We start from the raw sequence: 16,667 nt of genomic DNA on the forward strand, positions 1-16,667 counted from the left end.
CGCTATAGTTACGCTTATGAACACTCGAAATTTCCGAATAGCCATTGTACGACTCAGCGCACTGGGAGACATTGTCAATACTGCCGTTGTCTTACAGATTATCCGCAAACATTACCCTGATGCGACGATCGACTGGTACGTAGAGGAGGCATTTGCACCGATTCTACAGGACCATCCGCTCATCAGCGAAGTGATACCCGTCCCCCTCAAACGCATCAAGAAAAACAAAAGTTTTTCCCTTCTTAGAGAGACTATTCAGAATCTTAAATCGCATTTACCCTATGATCAGATTATCGATGCGCAAGGGTTGCTCAAATCGGCGCTTGTTGCCTATTTTTTAAAAGGCCGGGTACACGGTTTTGATCGATACAGTATACGTGAAAAACTTGCCGCCTGTTTTTACGATACGGCCTCCCGTATCCCTTATGAGCAAAATGTCATTAAACGCAATGTCTTGGTCATTACCGAAGCGCTCAAGATACCTTACGATGAAAATGATATTCTCACCAAAGAGCCCCTTTTTCGTATTCACGATAAACCCGAATCTCTAAAGGGCAATGCAAAAGCGATTGCCTGTGTAATCGGCGCGTCATGGCCGAGCAAATGCTACCCCAAAGAACACTTTGCGGCACTCTGCTCAAACCTCCCCTACCCATGCTATTTGATTTGGGGAAGTGAAGCGGAACGGCTGGATGCCGAGTGGATAGCGGCCCATTCCTCCAATGCCGTCGTTGCACCGAAGATGTCGCTTGGAGAGCTTGTCAATTTTATTGCCCATTGCGATCTCGTTATCGGAAACGATACCGGCCCGACCCATATGGCCTGGGCAATGAACCGCCCTTCCATCACCCTCTTCGGTCCGACCAACGAACGGATGATTTTCCCCACATCGACCAATATCGGGATTAAATCTTCCTCGCCTGTCGATATTCTCAAAATCAACCGAAACGATTTTTCCATCCGTGATATCGATCCGGCAATGATTATCCAAAAAGCCAAGGAACTTTTATCATGATACTCTTTCGTCTCTTTTTAGTTTTGGATAGCTTCCTAATGGCATTACCGCGATCGTGGCGTAAATCTTTTTTTATTTTTTTAAGTACTTTGGCATACACTTTTGATCGAAAAAGAAAAAAAATAATTCAACAAAATCTGATGTTTGCTTTTGAAAATAGCCTTGATCCGCAAGAATATGAAACAATCTCGCGTTACTGCTACCGCAATCTTGCTCTCAACTTTTTGCAGGTTATGGAAAATCGCCGTAACAGTTCAGCCGATCTGAGGGCAAAAGTACATTTCAAAAATCCTGAAATCGTTGAAAAACTTTTACGTGAAGATCGGGGAATTATTTTTCTCTCTGCCCATTACGGAAATTGGGAAATAGGTGCGGCGGCCCTTGCCGATTTGATGACTCCGATCCACTCAATCTACAGGACTCTCAACAATAAAGCCTTTGCACCCTATCTGCTTGAAGCCAGAGCACGCCACCGAATGCATATGACCGAAAAATCCGGTGCCTTGAAACATTTAACCCGTACATTAAAAAACCGGCAAGCAGTTTCCTTGCTGATCGACCAGGCGAGTAATGCACGCAGCGGCGTTAAAATCAACTTTTTTGGTCATCCGACCTATCAGACCTCAACTCCGGCTATTTTATCGTATAAATATAATGCGCCTATTGTCGCTTTGTATATCCAAAGCGACGATGAAGAGCACTATACCATTACATTTGAAGAACCTATTGAGGTAGAAGGAGACGATGAAGCATCGATTCTGAAAGCGACGCAACGGCAAGCGGACCAACTCGAAAAAGTGATTCGGGCCGATCCTAAATTTTGGTTTTGGTGCCATAAACGGTGGAAGGGTGAATACAAAGAAATATATTCTGCCCGTTAGGAGGAAAAGCTTACGCGGGATAAGCCGCTTTTAACGCCGTATATAATTCATCGGGAGTCATATCCGGATTGTTTTCCCATGCGAGTTTCATTACCGCATTATCTTCTTGGCCGTTCCATATCTTGATGTAATGCCCCTCTTTGTAGCCGTGATCTTGACGGAATTGGTTGAGAATATTTTTACCGACATACAGGCGATACAATTGTGTCGCATTTAAAGCGCCCATATACGCTAGCTCAAAAAATTCTTCGATCATCGCTCCGACCATCTCCGGAGATATCGGGATAAGAGAGAGGCGCATAACATTTTCAATTTTTGTCATTAATGCATCATCGCTTCCGAACGGCAGCGGCGCATCGTTATTGATTTTCTGATATTCCGGCGTTTTGGAGATTCGCTCCGCCAGTTCTTCGATACTCTCAGCCCCGTTGTTATGGGTAAATTCCAAAACCAGACTCATGACAAAATGCCAAACATCCACAATTTCGATTTGCAGATTGGCGTAATCGGTCTCTTGAGCAATACTTTTCCAGTGTTTCCATCCGAATGAATCGATCATCTCGGCAGACTCCATCGTAATGCAGCGGCGCCAGTTGATTTTTTTGCCGTGTTTCGTAACCCCTTTTTCCCACCCTTTTCCGTTTGTGGAATCATTAAGCTGTTGTTGCAGTTCTAACATACAGAGTAATTTATTCATGCTTATCCTTTAAAAAGTTTCTAATTATACGGTAATATTTCATCCATGCAAAAAATTAACTGTCATCAATGTATTTACTATTTCGTCACATGGGAAGCCCATCAGCCACACGGATGCAAAGCGTACGGGTTTAAAGCAAAATTCATCCCCTCCCAAGTCGTTCTAAGCTCCAGCGGAAAACCATGCAGCTTGTTTTCCCCTAAGAAGAGCGTTTCCAGCTAAGTTTTTTTCCAAATCCGAGTGTATTGTCGGTCATCTTGATCTCAGAGAGCTGAATCTTCCACAGTGTCGGATTCATCACCCGTGCATACGGGAAACGGCTCATATAAAGCTCTTTGCTGATGGAATCCTCGGCAGGCACCATTGTTCCCGCAAACTGTATCCCCTGAATTTTCCCTACCAGCGACGTCTCTAACCCTACCGTTCCGGCCACCGAAGTATCGTGGTGGACATTGCGCATATGTTCGGTATCGGGATCGGAAGCTACGATAAAAGCTATCTCTTTCGTATCATAGGCAAAAAACATCGATGCACACCACAATCGTTCCCCCGATGTTGCCAAGGAGAGCAAATGGTGTTTGCCCAGAAAGGTCTCTACCGCCGTCAGGGTATCTCTCATATCTCCCCTTCCTACAGCGTATACGCGATGACAAATGTCACAAGAGAAAGAGCGCCGAGGGCACCCAAACTCATCCACCCTACTTTGCGCGATGCCAGAATAAGCGCACTGAACCCCTTGAAGAGATTATTGCTTCCAATCGCAATCAAAATCGCGGAAACGATCGTCTTTTGATCTATCGGATAGGCACCATTGATGAGCGAGAGGATAAAAGGGTCGATATCGGTAAAACCGATAATCAAGGAGAGGATATGAAGACCGGATATCCCATAATCGGTGATGAAATAGTGGGTAATCATACTCATCACCACAAACATAATCGCAAATACCAAAGCAACCCCTAGCTCAAGAGGATTGACATGGGCCGGCTTATATTCAGCCGCTGCATGAGAGACTTCCTGCTTTAGCCGCGACAAGAAAAATCCTCCGATTAAGGCCAATGCCCCGAGTGAAGCCAGCGGGATAAAGAGCATTTGCAGCAATGCAGCGTTCAAAAAACCGATGATGACGATGAGCCGTACATGCATCATTCCCGTCGCCAGTATGATGGCCGCCGTAAAAGTATATTCATCGCTTTGTACGACCTTGGCATTACGGGAGAGTACCACCGTGGTTGCCGTAGAGGAGTAGATTCCGCCCAAGACCCCGTTGACCAGAAATCCTTTTTCCTGGAAAAAATAGCGCTGCAGAAGGTATCCGATATACGATATCCCCGAAACGACGACAACGGCCATCCATACTTTGCTAAGCGACATCGGTATCCATGGTGAGATAGGAGTAGTCGGCAGCAGCGGCCATATCACGACGCTCAGAAGCACCAGTTTGGCAAAGGTCACCAATTCGGTATTGTCAACACACTGTATCAGCAGTTGTACCTGTGTTTTGGCATTGACGACAAAAATAACGGAGACAAAAACCAACGCGGTAAACCACAGCGGCTGCGTCATGATGATCGGAGCATAGGTATATACCAGCAAAGAGACCAGAATACTGATGATCCCTTTTTGCTCTCCTTGCAGTTTATGATAATAAAACAGTCCGAGCAGAAGCGACAAAACCCCAAATCCTGCGAGATAAAAACGATACGTTGGGTCAAGGATATAAAAGATATATCCCAAGATACCGATAAGGGTATACGTACGCACTGTTCCGATAAAATAAGGGTTCTTTAGCGTCCGTTTATACTCACGCAGTTCCAACCCGGTCAAAAAGCTCAGCACCACCGTCAGCAGAAAGCGGAAATAATCCGTTTGATAGAGTTCTAAGATGGACTCATACATATCCGTTTCCTTTCAAAGCACCCGAGATCTTGGCCAAAGCCATCTCCAGTTTTTCGGAGGCAACGGCAAAATTAAGCCGCATAAAACCGGACCCCTCTTTTCCGAAGCTAAGCCCTGGGCTCATCCCGATCCGTGCTTCACGGACAAAAAACTCCCTGAGTTCACGATCCCCCAACCCCATTTTTTTGCAATCAAGCCACGCCAGATACGTAGCTTCCGGAGGACGAAAACCAATGGCGGGATTATCGGCTGCCCACACTTCAATCCTCTCTGCATTATGACGCAGATGTTCCATCAACCGCTGATGCCATTGGGCTCCATTCGTATATGCCGTTTCAAAAGCCACATGTGACAGCACCGCACCGTCACCGAAGTGAACACGACCCGCCTCTTTTTCATACGCATCGCGAAGTTCTTTCGAGGCTATACACACGGTAGAAATCGAAAAACCTGCCATATTAAACGTTTTTCCCGGACCTATCAATGTCACGGTATTCTCTAATAATTCCTGCGATAGCGAGGCCATAGGTATGTGCCGGTGAGGTGTATAGACAATATCCGAATGAATCTCATCGCTGATAATGCGGATATTATGTTCCAGACACAAAGAACCGATCGCATTCAATTCATCATGACTCCATACCCTCCCGATCGGATTATGGGGCGAACATAACAGCAAAAGTTTAGTCTTGGGTGTTATCTGGGAGCGCAAAAGATCGATATCAAAACGGTATTTCCCCTCACTGTCTTGCTGCAGCGGATGGAGGAGGAGACGGCGGTGATTGTTTTTAACCATCGAATAAAACGGCGGATAGACGGGGTCCATCACGATCACCTCATCGTCTTCGTCACTCAGTGCGCGAATGGCGCATCCGATCGATGCAACTACCGAGGGGGAATACGATAACCACTCCCGCTTCATCATAAACCCGTGACGTTCCCGGATCCAACCGATCTGTGATTCATACGCGCGATCCGACATCATCTCATACCCGATGACAGGGTGAGACAGTCGCTCCCCGATAGCATTCAAAACGACTTCAGGGGTAGCGATATCCATATCGGCAACCCACATCGGTTCTACCTCTTTTGTGCCGAAGAGTTTTTCTCTGAGGGTATATTTTTCGGCATTGCTGCCACTGCGATCGATAAAACCGAATTCATCCATACCGTTTCAACCAAGCTTCATGCATCTGCTCTATATGAGCATATTTTTTCACCTCATTCTCGCCCTCACCCACCACATACCTAAATCCGGCATGCTGAATAAAATGGCGGCGAAAAGCGTACCGGGCATGTGCAACAATCTCATTGCCGGTTGAGATCCACGATCCCCCTTTGATCAGGTTATGTCTCCCGTCAAACGTCGGCTCGGAAAAATCATCATACCACGGATGTGTCGCGAAACCCTCGAATTTATCCATCTGCGTCTGAGTCCACTGCCAGACATTGCCGACAACATCGTAAAGCTCCCCGTGTGCAAAAGTATCCACCGGGACGGATGAGGCAAAATGGGCAAGATTGATATTGGATTTTTGATCATCAAAGATATCTTCCAAAACCTTCCCTTCTTGGGCCATAATGACCCATTCGGCTTCGCTCGGAAGACGAAAATTTGCCCCCTCCTGCGCACTTTTCCATCGGCAAAATGCTTCCGCTTCGAGTGCATTGACCTCTACCGGCCAATTATACGGCATATCGATCTCCTGCGCCAAAGCACGGTATTTGTAACTGCCGTCAGGTTGTAAAACCCAAAACGGCGGACAGGATGCCTTACGGATTTTCAGAAACTTCAACCCCTCCTCATCCCACCATCTCTGCGTTCCATACCCGTTTGCCATGACAAAATCCATAAATTCGCCGTTACTCACCAAATATTTAGAGGCCTGGAAATCCTCCACATTGCATCGTAAATATCCATACTCATTATCCCAGCCGTAGATTCCATTATCCTCAGAACCTTTGCCCATTTCGACCGTTCTTCCCTCAAAAAGAACCAGGCTGTTTTCCAGAGCATCTCCCCTCACGGGGCAGATAGGGAAATCCAGATCCGTTCGGACAAACTCCAACGGCATCTGACGGTGCAATACGCTAGAGGTTTCGATATGAATACGTTCATGCTCAATTCCCATCCATATCGCCCAAAACGGATCTTCTTTAGTTATCGGCAGAGACATGGGCAGTGTATCGATCAGCTGGTTTACCAATGCACGCACATGTCGTCGATATGCTCTTACCTCCTCAACACTTGGCCATCGCAAAGTGTCACTGGCGGCATCCCATGCCATTTCATCGACCCCGACGGCAAATAGTTCTTCAAAATGGGGGTTAAATCTCTCTTTCAATGCACCCGAAGCGATCAGTTTATTGATATAAAAAATTGCCGTATGCCCAAAATAAAAAATCATCGGGTGTCGGGTCGGTTCGGACTGACGGTAAAAAACCTCATCTGAATTCAATAGATCAAAGAGAGATTCAAACAGATCAAAACTCTGCTGAAAATAGGCTCTAAGCTCTTGGCGTTTAATGTCGATATCCTCTCCATCTAAACGTACCGATTTCATCTGTCTTTGCAACACCGCTCGATCCTTCTTCCATTTTTAGGATATTTTATCCAATTTTATAACGTGCTTCTATCTAAAAGTCAAAAAATCACTTGACTTAATAGTGCATTAATTTTTTAAGAGGCCGACTCAAATATTTTCACCGTCTCTGGAGAATTTTGCATACAGCAATGTGGAAACCCACCAATTCCATCCGTACAATCACCTACAAAGGAATGGATACAAAACAGTTTCTGCCCGTTTCTTTCGCCTGATACAAAGCCCTGTCGGCTGACTTTATCAAATCATTATATTCACTCGTATTATCGGGTACAAGGCTGCTGACTCCGAAACTCATGGTAATAGCGTCCAATTTAGCATCTTTATATTTGAACTTGCCGCTCGTTTCAAGATTTTTTTGGATATTAGTACATAATTCTTCTGCATCCTGAATGTCTGCATCATACAAAACAATCACAAACTCTTCACCGCCATATCGTGCGATAAAATCACTTTTTCTCTTCAGTGACGTTTTCAATATATCAGCGACATCTTTGAGAACTAAATCTCCGATTATGTGCCCATATTTATCATTGACCTGCTTGAAATAATCGATATCGCACATAATGACAGATATGACAATATGATTACGCTTAGCCAGCTCCCATATATTTTCTAAATGAAGTGCAAGATTTCTTCTATTCGATAAGTGTGTCAGCGAATCGGTCAATGAGAGTTCTTTAAGCTTTAAATTCGCATCTTGGAGTTCTTTAGTCCTCTCGTCGACTTTTACGGCCAATGATTGATTCAAATCATCCAAAAGTGTCGCATAAACATTGATCTTGGCTACCATGGAAATAATGGCATTATGGATGACTCCGACTTCATCCGTTCGGTCAGATTTTTGAAGTGTAAAGTTGTTGATCTGCGGATCATATTGCAAAACATTGTCACTGAGTCTTTTTAAAAATTTAAATTCACTTTTAATAAATAAGACAAAAAGGATGAGCCCAAAAAGACTGATTCCAAAAATTTTCATGGTAATCACTTTATTTTTTTGCACCATTGCCTGATATTCATGATCATCAAAATACAAATCAACCATCCCGACGTTTTCTCCGGTAACCGGGTCTTCAATGGATTGGCTGGCATAATAGATCCCATCAACCACCGTTTGAGGTTCTTTCAACGGATATTTTTCATAGTGGAAGATTTTGGTGCCCTTTGAATCCATTAAGTCAAACTTCAATAAGTCACTGTTTTGTTTTACGATTTGATTCAAATACTCCGCATTAGCATCATTTAGACCCAAAGAAATATTCAAACCGATTACGGGGGAAATGGTGTCGATTAATAATTTATTTTTCGACTTTTTGGATTCTAAAAACTGCTGAACAATATTTTCAGAAAACTGAAAACGTTCAAATCCCACCAGGATCAGGGTGAAGAAGATAACCCCTAGAATCATTTTGATTTCAATACTGATACCGCGCATTATTTGCCGTCTCCTTGCAAATAAATTTTTGATATTTGTACCAATGCATTATCAATCTCGATCCCGCTTTGTCGCACAGCACTCATATTAATATAGGGGACGACCTTTCTTCCTAAAAAGAGCGTGGCATCTACGCCGTTTACAAGGTACTTCGCATCATAGGACATGGTGAACACCCTATTGCCATTGAGTATACGCACCGAACTCTCTATATTTTTTTCATCCGTATCCAATAAAAATGCCAATTGGCTTTTACGACACATATTGATCTCAGAATAAGTACTGTTAATCAATTTAAGTTTATAGTTTTTAATCCCGTTTGGATAATTGCTATGGATTCTCTCCACCAAGGACAAGGCCGTTCTCTCATCCAGTTTATCATGTAAAATGCAGATTTCTATTTGGTTTTGAATCGTATTTTTTTGGGAACTCATTAAGATAAACCGGGGAATGATTTTTGAGAAAATTTCCAATGTATCATCATCGTACGAGGATGCGGACACTGCAGTGGATTGGAATAAAATAATAAAAATAGACAGAAAGAAAATTTTGTTTATCAATTTTTCCTGCTCCGTGTATAATTATTTATTCCAAAAAGTAATAAAACTTTCACCATATCTTTTCTACTTAACTGAAATATTATAATAACTTGTATAGTATATCACAACTATTACTATAGATAAACGTGTAAAAGAAAAGGTGATATTGATGTCCAAAAAGATTCTATTACACGCTATATTACTTTCATCACTTACCGCATCATACGCTGCAGACAATGATAGCGAACTCAATGATTTTAAGTCCCTTTTAGAAAATGTAAGCAATCTGGCAACGAAGAAATCTCTCAATGTGGATTATATGCCGTCTGTCGTCAGTATTGTGGATGGACAAACTTTTATGGATGCCGGTATACAAAATATCGGTGAAGCGTTGGGTATGCTCCCCGGAATCCAGATGCAGCTCAGTCCTATGGGTTATACGATGTCCACCGTTCGAGGTTTCAAAAATCCGAATGCCTATCTCTCGGATAAAATCAAAATCCTTGTAGACGGTGTCGCTATTAACAACGAAGTATCAGGCTCCAGCAATTTTTATATGGATTTTCCAATGCAGCTTGTCGAGAAAATCGAGGTACTGCGCGGACCGAACTCTACCACCCAAGGCTCCGGTGCTTTTTACGGTACCGTGAACATTATCACTAAACTAGGAAACACCAAAGAAGAAAATAGAGTTTTTTTCGGTACCGGCAGCTACAGCACCCTTACGGCAGGTGCAAATGTTTATAATGTTTCCGATAATTGGAAACTATTTGCCGATGGCTACATAGCTAAGAATAAGAAATCGCTGCCTGTTGAGGGGCGTACAGAAGGGACCGATGAAGCGATGCGTGACCTTTCCGTCGGTTTTAAAGCCGTCAATGGAGGTTTTGAATTTCTTTCGCGATATAAACGCAGTGTTTATGGAAACTTTTACAGTTTTGAAGAGGGTCTCGACCCGATCCCGACCAGTCCGAAAGAGCATATCAACTCCTATTTTTTCTCTCAGGCTTCGTATAAAAGCCATATCAATGATGTCGGTATTGAGACAAAGGCGAGTTTTTCTCATCGGGAATTGAATGAAGGTGCTAATATCAGTGATATTGCAGGAATAGCATCCCAATTTGCCGAGGTAGGGGTCATTATGCAAGACGGTTTCTATTTTACCGAGAAACTGAAAGAGCAAACTTTTGAAGCAGAAGCGATTTTCACACTGCCGAAGATGGCATCCAATGAGATCGTCGCGGGTATCGGAGCGCGGCATGTGAGAATACTGCAAGATGACTATTTCAACAGCGTAGAGAATGCCATAACGCAAAATCTTACGACGATTTTAGCCAGTCCAAACTATAGTTCCTTTCGCTACAGAGAAGCAAGAGAACCTGCATTTTGGGCTGATCCGACCACAAGTTTTATCAAAGCAAATCAAAGCCGAAGTATTGTGTACGGGTATCTTCAGGATTTAATTTCTGTTAATAGCGATGTGGATATTATTCTGGGAGTACGGCTGGACAACTACTCTGATATTGGGGCACAAGTCAGCAACAGAGCGGCTGTTGTTTATAGAGCAAATGATAAAACTATCTTCAAACTCCTTTACGGTTCCGCATTTCGGGCACCGACGTTTACCGAAGCATATGCCAACGGACATATAAACTACCGCGCCGGAGATCAAAACATCAAGCCCGAAGAGACCGATACCTATGAAGCTGTCGCGATCTATGCACCCGATTTCAACAATAAATTCACTTTAAATATTTTTTATTCCAAACTTCACAATGTCATAGACTTGGAAGAGTACTATGCTACCATTCCCGGATATCAGAATTATGATGACAGAACCAGCAAGGGGGTTGAGTTTGAGTACAACTACCAGTCAACACCTGAACATAATTTTTATTTCAACGCCTCGTATATTGATGCAGACTATACAACACCGCCGGAAGAGGATTCTGTCTCGGTTAACCAGTCTATGCCCGATATTTCCAATGTGATGCTGAAAGCGATCTATATCTACCGCCCGACAGACAAACTCTCATTCGGCACCGCATGGCAATATTATTCGCGGACAACCCAATCAAAATTGAATTGGCTCGGTGACACAGATACCACAGTCCACCCGCAACATATCGTCGATGAAACACTTACCTATCGATTTTCTGCTTCCAGCGAACTTCGGCTAACTGTTAAAAATCTTTTTAACGAAGACATTCGGTTGCCAAGTTATTACTACAATACAGAAGGCGGAATACAAAGAGAAGGGAGAAACTACCTTGTTAGCTTTGTTCAGAGTTTTTAGCAGCAACTCAGGGAAATTTTCTTTATGAGTTGGATAGATGTTCTATTTCTGAATCAAAAAACTCTTCCAGTCTTTTTTTCTCTTCGCTATTTAAAGCAGCGTTTTTATGCATCAAAAGATATTCATTTTTAGGCATCATCTCAATATTTACAAGCTGCTTTGCACGTTCTAACCGTTCTAATTTCACTTTGGCATCTATATTTGCCCAATTTGAAAAATCGAGGGCTTTGCGGCCGTTTACAATATTATTGGACATTACCCATGAGACCGGGGCAACATTATGGTACCAAGGATATTTTGTTTCATTGGAATGACAGTCATAGCACGAGTTTTTAAGTATCCCCATGACCTCTTGATCGGTATTCAGCGCAACCGTTGCATCAACTTTAGGATTTTGAAAATCAGGTCTAACAAACTGTATCACTATTGCGATACCTAACACCCAATACACTGTTTTATTCATTTTTCACCCTTTGAAAGACTGGGGAGATTATAGACTTTTTTACCTTTTTAAGGCCGGAGGAAATTAAAAAAGATTTTAAACATTCGTGTATAAACGATATCAGACTTTTTAAATCTATTTTGACATCACGATTAGAATAGAAGTATTTTGTCCAAGTTCTTCACAATGATTGAGATTTCAAGAAGTTATAAAAGCTGGTATTTGGAAGTTGATCACTGGTCGGAGCGACCTGACTCGAACAGGCGACCTCTACCACCCCAAGGTAGTGCGCTAGCCAAACTGCGCTACGCCCCGATGTAAAAAATGGAGTGAAAGAATAATTTAAAATTTATTAATCTCACCTAAAATCGGTACTCCCGATTATCGATTCCAAAACTATTTTCTATTGCTTTTCACTAACTTATTCATATCAGAATCTTTTTAAATAGATCCAAAAATGATATTAATTATTTGTATTTAATAATTTTTTGTTATAATATTTTAATAAATAACTATTCTTTACTTGATGAGGATTAATCATGACTATAAAACAGCAATTAACGTTTGGAATAGGATCCGTAATTTTTTTGGTTGTGCTCAATGCTACCATTGGTTCAATCAACAGTAATGCGGTAAAAGCTTTGGTAGAACAAACATCTACGGAATCAGTACCGCAAGCTTTTATGGCGGCAAATGCAAAATATCAGACATGCCAAATACAGCAGTACCTAACCGATGCTTCGTTAACCCAGGATAATGCTTCCCTAGAGGAAGCGGATAAAGCATACGCAACCTTTTTGGAAAACATGGCTTCGTTTGAAAAAATGTTTAAAGAAGAAGGAAATACCAAAGCGGTTTCGAAGATTGAAACGGCCAAAAAAGATGTAGAAGCCTTACTCGAATCCGGCAAACAAATGAAAAAAGCCTATGCTGTTGATAAAACAGAGGGTGACATCGCGATGAAAAAATTCGACCAAATGACGGCGGCTTTAGCGGATAATGTCAATGCACTCAAAGAAGAACAGATCAAAGAGGCATCCGATAATTTGATTACAGCCAGAAACAAATCCGAATCAACCTCAACTATCATGTTCTTGCTTGGAAGTTTTTCGACACTTATCGGTCTTTTGGTTGCCTATTTAACCATTACCATCATCAGCCGTACCGTTAAAACATTGAATGAAAATGTCCATACGATGGTAACCAATAAAGACCTTACCCATACGATAACACTTTCAGGAAAAAATGAATTAACCGAAATTGCGGATAATATTAATGCCTTGAGCGATTCTTTGCGGACTACGTTTGCTGCAAGTCAGCATTCTGCGACTGAAAACCTATCGGTAGCGACCGAACTCTCTGCCACGACGATATCGATTGGCAGACAAGCAGAAGATGCTTCTAAAATTGTTTTGGAAACAACCGAAAATGCGAACATTATCAAACGTGAAATGAATTTGGCCCTGGCACGGACGAATGAAGTCAGCCAAATGTCTGTCGATGCGCGAAATAATTTGGAAACGGCACAGTCCTCTCTTCGTGAAACCATTGATTCGCTTAACCAGACGATAGAAATTGAAGCCACGATGAACGAACGGCTTAATGCACTTACCCAAGAAGCCGAACAGGTCAAAAATGTCCTGACGGTGATTTCAGATATTGCTGACCAGACCAATCTTCTTGCGCTAAACGCGGCCATTGAAGCTGCTCGAGCCGGAGAACACGGACGCGGATTCGCCGTCGTCGCCGATGAAGTACGCAAACTGGCCGAAAGAACTCAAAAAAGCCTTATCGAAACAAATGCCACGGTCAATGTGATTGTTCAATCCATCATGGATATGTCCGAACAAATGAACGCCAATGTTTCCCGTATGCACAAGCTTTCAGATCTCTCAAGCGAAGTGGAAGCACAAACCGATATGGCGGTCAGCAGCCTTACCCATGCGGTAGAGGGAATGAATGAAGTAGCGCTCAAAGCGGAAACCAATACCAAACGCAACGATATCATCATTGATGAGATTAATAAAATAAGCGTTATGTCCACATCCAATGCCCGAAGTGTTGAAGAGATCGCTGCCGCTGCGGAACATCTGCACCATGTTGCCGAAAATATGACAGCACAGATTTCTACCTATAAATCATAACCTCCCCAAAAAGGTTATGCTCTATAAAAAAATATCTCTCAAACATATTTGAGCCTATTCCCTTTATGCTGCCTAAAAGCGACACTTGATATACTCTAGATTATGAAAACTATAGCGCCGTCTCTTTTATTGTCCTTTCCCAAAGTCACGGGCTGCTTTACTACGCGCTCAGGGGGAGTATCACGCACCCCTTATACAGATGCCAATCTTGCTTTTCATGTGGGAGATGATCCTCTGCATGTTTTAGAGAATCATATACGGCTGGCTCAAACAATAGAATATGATCATCACAGCTTGATTCATATGCGCCAAATCCATTCCGATCATATTGTCGTTGTCACGGAATCGTTAAACTTTGACACTCCTCCCGAATGTGATGCTCTCATTACAAATCATCTTCATACCCCGTTAATGGTTATGAGTGCTGATTGTACCCCTATCTTGCTCTATGACCCTGTTAATCATGCCTGTGCTGCTATCCATGCCGGACGAGCCGGTGCATTAAAGGAGATCCTTCCAAAAACGGTTGCCGCCATGCATCAAAATTTCGGGTCTTCCGCATCTGCTATCCATGCAATTCTGGGGCCGTCGATTCACGGGTGCTGCTATGAGATCAATCAAACGATCGCCGAGGAGACAAAGGACAGAGGATATTCCGAAGCATTGCATGTTGAGGGTGAGAAAATCTTTTTAGATGTCAATACTGTCCTGACAAACCAGCTAAAACAAATAGGCGTCACGAATATAGAGGTGATTGACGAATGTACCGCTTGCCATCATGACCGATATTTCTCATACCGGGCCGATAAACAGCTTACGGGGCGTCTTGCCGGAGTGATTATCCTCCGATAACTCTCAATGCCAATTGTGCAGGAAGAAGTCCGAGCGACTCTTCGACGAGTTTGGTATTCCCGTGCTTAATAAATTCATCATTATATTCAAAACTGACAACGCGCACATCCGTAATCTTCTCTTCCGAGAGCCATTCCAAAAGGGCACTGCCCACTCCGCCGAGACGTGCCGAATCACTAAACACATACCATTCTTTATGTTTGAGGGCCAATTGGCGCAACATCTGTGTATCCAAAGGCTTCACGAAACGCAGATCAAGAAGGGACGGGGTTTCTCCTATAAATTCCATCGTTTGCGCCGCACGGCCGACACCGTTGCCGTAACCGATGAATAATCGGTTGGAGTCATTGGAGACAAGCAATTGCGATTTTCCGGTCTCATACGGAATCGATTCCGGAAGATCCGCTGCGAAAAATGCCCCACGCGGATAACGGATTGCACAGGGATGTTCGTACTTGCTGGTAAAATCGATGATCTGGTGGAACGACAATTCATCGCGCGGAGCACATAGGGTCATATTCGGAATGAACCGTAAAAAGTTGATGTCATAGGCACCTTGGTGCGTTTCACCGTCTTCCCCCACGATTCCGGCTCTGTCCATCGCAAACACAACCGGCAGATCCATGAGACAGACATCATGGATAACTTGGTCAAATCCCCGCTGTAAAAAAGTGGAATAGATTGTACAAAACGGCTTAAACCCCTCTTTCGCTAATGCTGCCATCGAGGTTACCGCATGCTGCTCCGCAATCGCTACATCCCAAAAACGCTCCGGAAATTTTTCCATCAACTGTGTCAAACCGGTACCGCTCGGCATCGCGGCGGTAACTCCGACGATTTTATTATTTTTTAGTGCCTGTTCCATAAGAGCATCGGCATAAATCTGCGTTGCGCTTTTGAGCGAACTTTTGGCATTTGCCGTTCCGCTTTTGAGATCAAACGGTGAAACACCATGCCATTTTTCATGTTTCCCCTCGGCTATCTCATACCCTTTGCCCTTTATCGTCTGAACGTGAACCAATACCGGTTTTCCCATAGCCTTGGCCATCGTCAGGATGTCAATGAGTGATTTTAAATCATGCCCATCGACAGGCCCGATGTATTCAATCCCCATCTCTTCAAAAAGGATACCGGGAGTAATGAGTTTAAAGGATTCTTCAAACCGCTTTGCCAGATAATGGGCACCTTCTCCGAAATTATCGACAAATTGTTCGGTTTTTCTCTTGAAACGCTGATAGAAAGGGCTCGCCATAGCAGAACTGAGCATTCGGCTGATCGCTCCGATCGGTTTGGCGATACTCATTTCATTGTCGTTAAGGATAATAACCATCGGATATTTACGGTCCCCCAACTCGTTAAGGGCCTCATACGCCATCCCTGCAGACATGGCACCGTCTCCGATAACCACCACAGGGATGCGGCTCTCTTGCTCGTTTTTCAGCGCTATCGCTTTGGCCGCACCGACACCCAGGGAGATCGAGGTTGAACTATGCCCCGCCACAAAAAAATCAGCAGGAGATTCGGAAGGCTTTGTATACCCGCTGAGACCCCCGAATTGACGTAGGGTGGCAAAGTCATCCCAGCGATCGGTGAGGAGTTTATGGGCATAGGCTTGGTGGGAGACATCAAATATAAACGGGTCTTTAGAGACATCAAAGACTTTGTGCATAGCCACAATGATTTCCGTCGCTCCCAGTGTAGAGCTCAAATGCCCGCCATTGGTACTGACTACTTCTAAAATACGATTCCGTATTTTTTGGGATAGTTCTTCTAACTCCGGCAAGGTAAAATTTTTGATATTCATCGGTCTCCACTGTCCTAAAAATAATTATTTGTTCGAATACTGTAGTATAAAAGTGATTGT

Annotated in this window: 14 protein-coding genes and 1 tRNA gene; 5 read left to right on the plus strand and 10 right to left on the minus strand. The window is 43.3% G+C overall.

Features of this window, described 5'->3' with window-relative positions; translation table 11 throughout:
- Positions 1-16 precede the first annotated feature (16 nt).
- Together waaC and WAO38_RS12200 are read left to right on the plus strand one after the other, a co-directional pair.
- On the plus strand, positions 17-1,015 hold the full coding sequence (gene waaC, locus WAO38_RS12195; RefSeq protein WP_422237481.1) for a lipopolysaccharide heptosyltransferase I: 999 nt from the start codon (positions 17-19) through the stop codon (positions 1,013-1,015).
- A complete protein-coding gene (locus WAO38_RS12200) occupies positions 1,012-1,896 on the plus strand; it encodes a lipid A biosynthesis lauroyl acyltransferase (RefSeq protein WP_422237483.1) in 885 nt (294 codons plus the stop codon). The genes waaC and WAO38_RS12200 overlap by 4 nt, the downstream gene beginning before the upstream one ends.
- Before the next feature lie 10 nt (positions 1,897-1,906).
- Here WAO38_RS12200 and WAO38_RS12205 read toward each other — a convergent pair whose 3' ends face one another.
- The 7 genes from WAO38_RS12205 to WAO38_RS12235 all read right to left on the minus strand — a co-directional run bounded on the left by WAO38_RS12205 (position 1,907) and on the right by WAO38_RS12235 (position 8,964).
- On the minus strand, positions 1,907-2,593 hold the full coding sequence (locus WAO38_RS12205) for a dUTP diphosphatase (protein ID WP_422237485.1): 687 nt from the start codon (positions 2,591-2,593) through the stop codon (positions 1,907-1,909).
- A 199-nt stretch (positions 2,594-2,792) separates the two neighbouring features.
- Positions 2,793-3,212, minus strand: a complete 420-nt coding sequence (locus tag WAO38_RS12210) for a hypothetical protein (protein WP_422237487.1) — start codon at positions 3,210-3,212, stop codon at positions 2,793-2,795.
- An 11-nt stretch (positions 3,213-3,223) separates the two neighbouring features.
- Positions 3,224-4,492: an MgtC/SapB family protein gene (locus WAO38_RS12215; RefSeq protein WP_422237489.1), complete on the minus strand. Its 1,269-nt coding sequence runs from the start codon at positions 4,490-4,492 to the stop codon at positions 3,224-3,226.
- Positions 4,485-5,660, minus strand: a complete 1,176-nt coding sequence (locus tag WAO38_RS12220) for a pyridoxal phosphate-dependent aminotransferase (RefSeq protein ID WP_422237491.1) — start codon at positions 5,658-5,660, stop codon at positions 4,485-4,487. The genes WAO38_RS12215 and WAO38_RS12220 overlap by 8 nt, the downstream gene beginning before the upstream one ends.
- A complete protein-coding gene (gene ovoA / locus WAO38_RS12225) occupies positions 5,653-7,071 on the minus strand; it encodes a 5-histidylcysteine sulfoxide synthase (protein WP_422237493.1) in 1,419 nt (472 codons plus the stop codon). The genes WAO38_RS12220 and ovoA overlap by 8 nt, the downstream gene beginning before the upstream one ends.
- A gap of 190 nt (positions 7,072-7,261) precedes the next feature.
- A complete protein-coding gene (locus WAO38_RS12230) occupies positions 7,262-8,530 on the minus strand; it encodes a GGDEF domain-containing protein (protein WP_422237495.1) in 1,269 nt (422 codons plus the stop codon).
- Complete coding sequence (locus tag WAO38_RS12235) at positions 8,530-8,964, minus strand: hypothetical protein (protein ID WP_422237496.1); 435 nt, start codon at positions 8,962-8,964, stop codon at positions 8,530-8,532. Before WAO38_RS12235 ends, WAO38_RS12230 begins: the two co-directional genes overlap by 1 nt.
- 274 nt (positions 8,965-9,238) lie before the next feature.
- Between WAO38_RS12235 and WAO38_RS12240 the strand changes: the two genes are divergently transcribed.
- On the plus strand, positions 9,239-11,365 hold the full coding sequence (locus tag WAO38_RS12240) for a TonB-dependent receptor plug domain-containing protein (RefSeq protein ID WP_422237498.1): 2,127 nt from the start codon (positions 9,239-9,241) through the stop codon (positions 11,363-11,365).
- A gap of 22 nt (positions 11,366-11,387) precedes the next feature.
- Here the strand turns inward: WAO38_RS12240 and WAO38_RS12245 are convergent, their stop codons facing one another.
- Both WAO38_RS12245 and WAO38_RS12250 read right to left on the minus strand, forming a co-directional pair.
- Positions 11,388-11,828, minus strand: a complete 441-nt coding sequence (locus WAO38_RS12245) for a heme-binding domain-containing protein (RefSeq protein ID WP_422237500.1) — start codon at positions 11,826-11,828, stop codon at positions 11,388-11,390.
- 216 nt (positions 11,829-12,044) lie between these two features.
- Positions 12,045-12,122: transfer RNA gene (locus WAO38_RS12250), tRNA-Pro, on the minus strand.
- A 224-nt stretch (positions 12,123-12,346) separates the two neighbouring features.
- Here WAO38_RS12250 and WAO38_RS12255 point away from each other — a divergent pair.
- Together WAO38_RS12255 and pgeF are read left to right on the plus strand one after the other, a co-directional pair.
- The gene (locus WAO38_RS12255; protein WP_422237502.1) at positions 12,347-13,951 is read left to right on the plus strand and encodes a methyl-accepting chemotaxis protein; all 1,605 of its coding nucleotides are present in this window, start codon (positions 12,347-12,349) and stop codon (positions 13,949-13,951) included.
- A gap of 102 nt (positions 13,952-14,053) precedes the next feature.
- The gene (gene pgeF / locus WAO38_RS12260; protein ID WP_422237504.1) at positions 14,054-14,803 is read left to right on the plus strand and encodes a peptidoglycan editing factor PgeF; all 750 of its coding nucleotides are present in this window, start codon (positions 14,054-14,056) and stop codon (positions 14,801-14,803) included.
- Here pgeF and dxs read toward each other — a convergent pair.
- Complete coding sequence (gene dxs / locus WAO38_RS12265) at positions 14,790-16,607, minus strand: 1-deoxy-D-xylulose-5-phosphate synthase (protein ID WP_422237506.1); 1,818 nt, start codon at positions 16,605-16,607, stop codon at positions 14,790-14,792. The genes pgeF and dxs overlap by 14 nt on opposite strands.
- Positions 16,608-16,667 lie beyond the last annotated feature (60 nt).

Source organism: Sulfuricurvum sp. (genome assembly GCF_049277495.1).
In the GTDB taxonomy this organism is placed as follows: Bacteria; Campylobacterota; Campylobacteria; order Campylobacterales; family Sulfurimonadaceae; genus Sulfuricurvum.

Coding starts and splice junctions, on each gene's coding strand:
- WAO38_RS12205 (WP_422237485.1), bottom strand. CDS start 2,593: ATGAATAAATTACTCTGTATGTTAGAACTGCAACAACAGCTTAATGAT.
- dxs (WP_422237506.1), bottom strand. CDS start 16,607: ATGAATATCAAAAATTTTACCTTGCCGGAGTTAGAAGAACTATCCCAA.
- WAO38_RS12240 (WP_422237498.1), top strand. CDS start 9,239: ATGTCCAAAAAGATTCTATTACACGCTATATTACTTTCATCACTTACC.
- pgeF (WP_422237504.1), top strand. CDS start 14,054: ATGAAAACTATAGCGCCGTCTCTTTTATTGTCCTTTCCCAAAGTCACG.
- WAO38_RS12255 (WP_422237502.1), top strand. CDS start 12,347: ATGACTATAAAACAGCAATTAACGTTTGGAATAGGATCCGTAATTTTT.
- WAO38_RS12245 (WP_422237500.1), bottom strand. CDS start 11,828: ATGAATAAAACAGTGTATTGGGTGTTAGGTATCGCAATAGTGATACAG.
- WAO38_RS12235 (WP_422237496.1), bottom strand. CDS start 8,964: ATGAGTTCCCAAAAAAATACGATTCAAAACCAAATAGAAATCTGCATT.
- WAO38_RS12215 (WP_422237489.1), bottom strand. CDS start 4,492: ATGTATGAGTCCATCTTAGAACTCTATCAAACGGATTATTTCCGCTTT.
- WAO38_RS12200 (WP_422237483.1), top strand. CDS start 1,012: ATGATACTCTTTCGTCTCTTTTTAGTTTTGGATAGCTTCCTAATGGCA.
- WAO38_RS12230 (WP_422237495.1), bottom strand. CDS start 8,530: ATGCGCGGTATCAGTATTGAAATCAAAATGATTCTAGGGGTTATCTTC.
- WAO38_RS12220 (WP_422237491.1), bottom strand. CDS start 5,660: ATGGATGAATTCGGTTTTATCGATCGCAGTGGCAGCAATGCCGAAAAA.
- WAO38_RS12210 (WP_422237487.1), bottom strand. CDS start 3,212: ATGAGAGATACCCTGACGGCGGTAGAGACCTTTCTGGGCAAACACCAT.
- waaC (WP_422237481.1), top strand. CDS start 17: ATGAACACTCGAAATTTCCGAATAGCCATTGTACGACTCAGCGCACTG.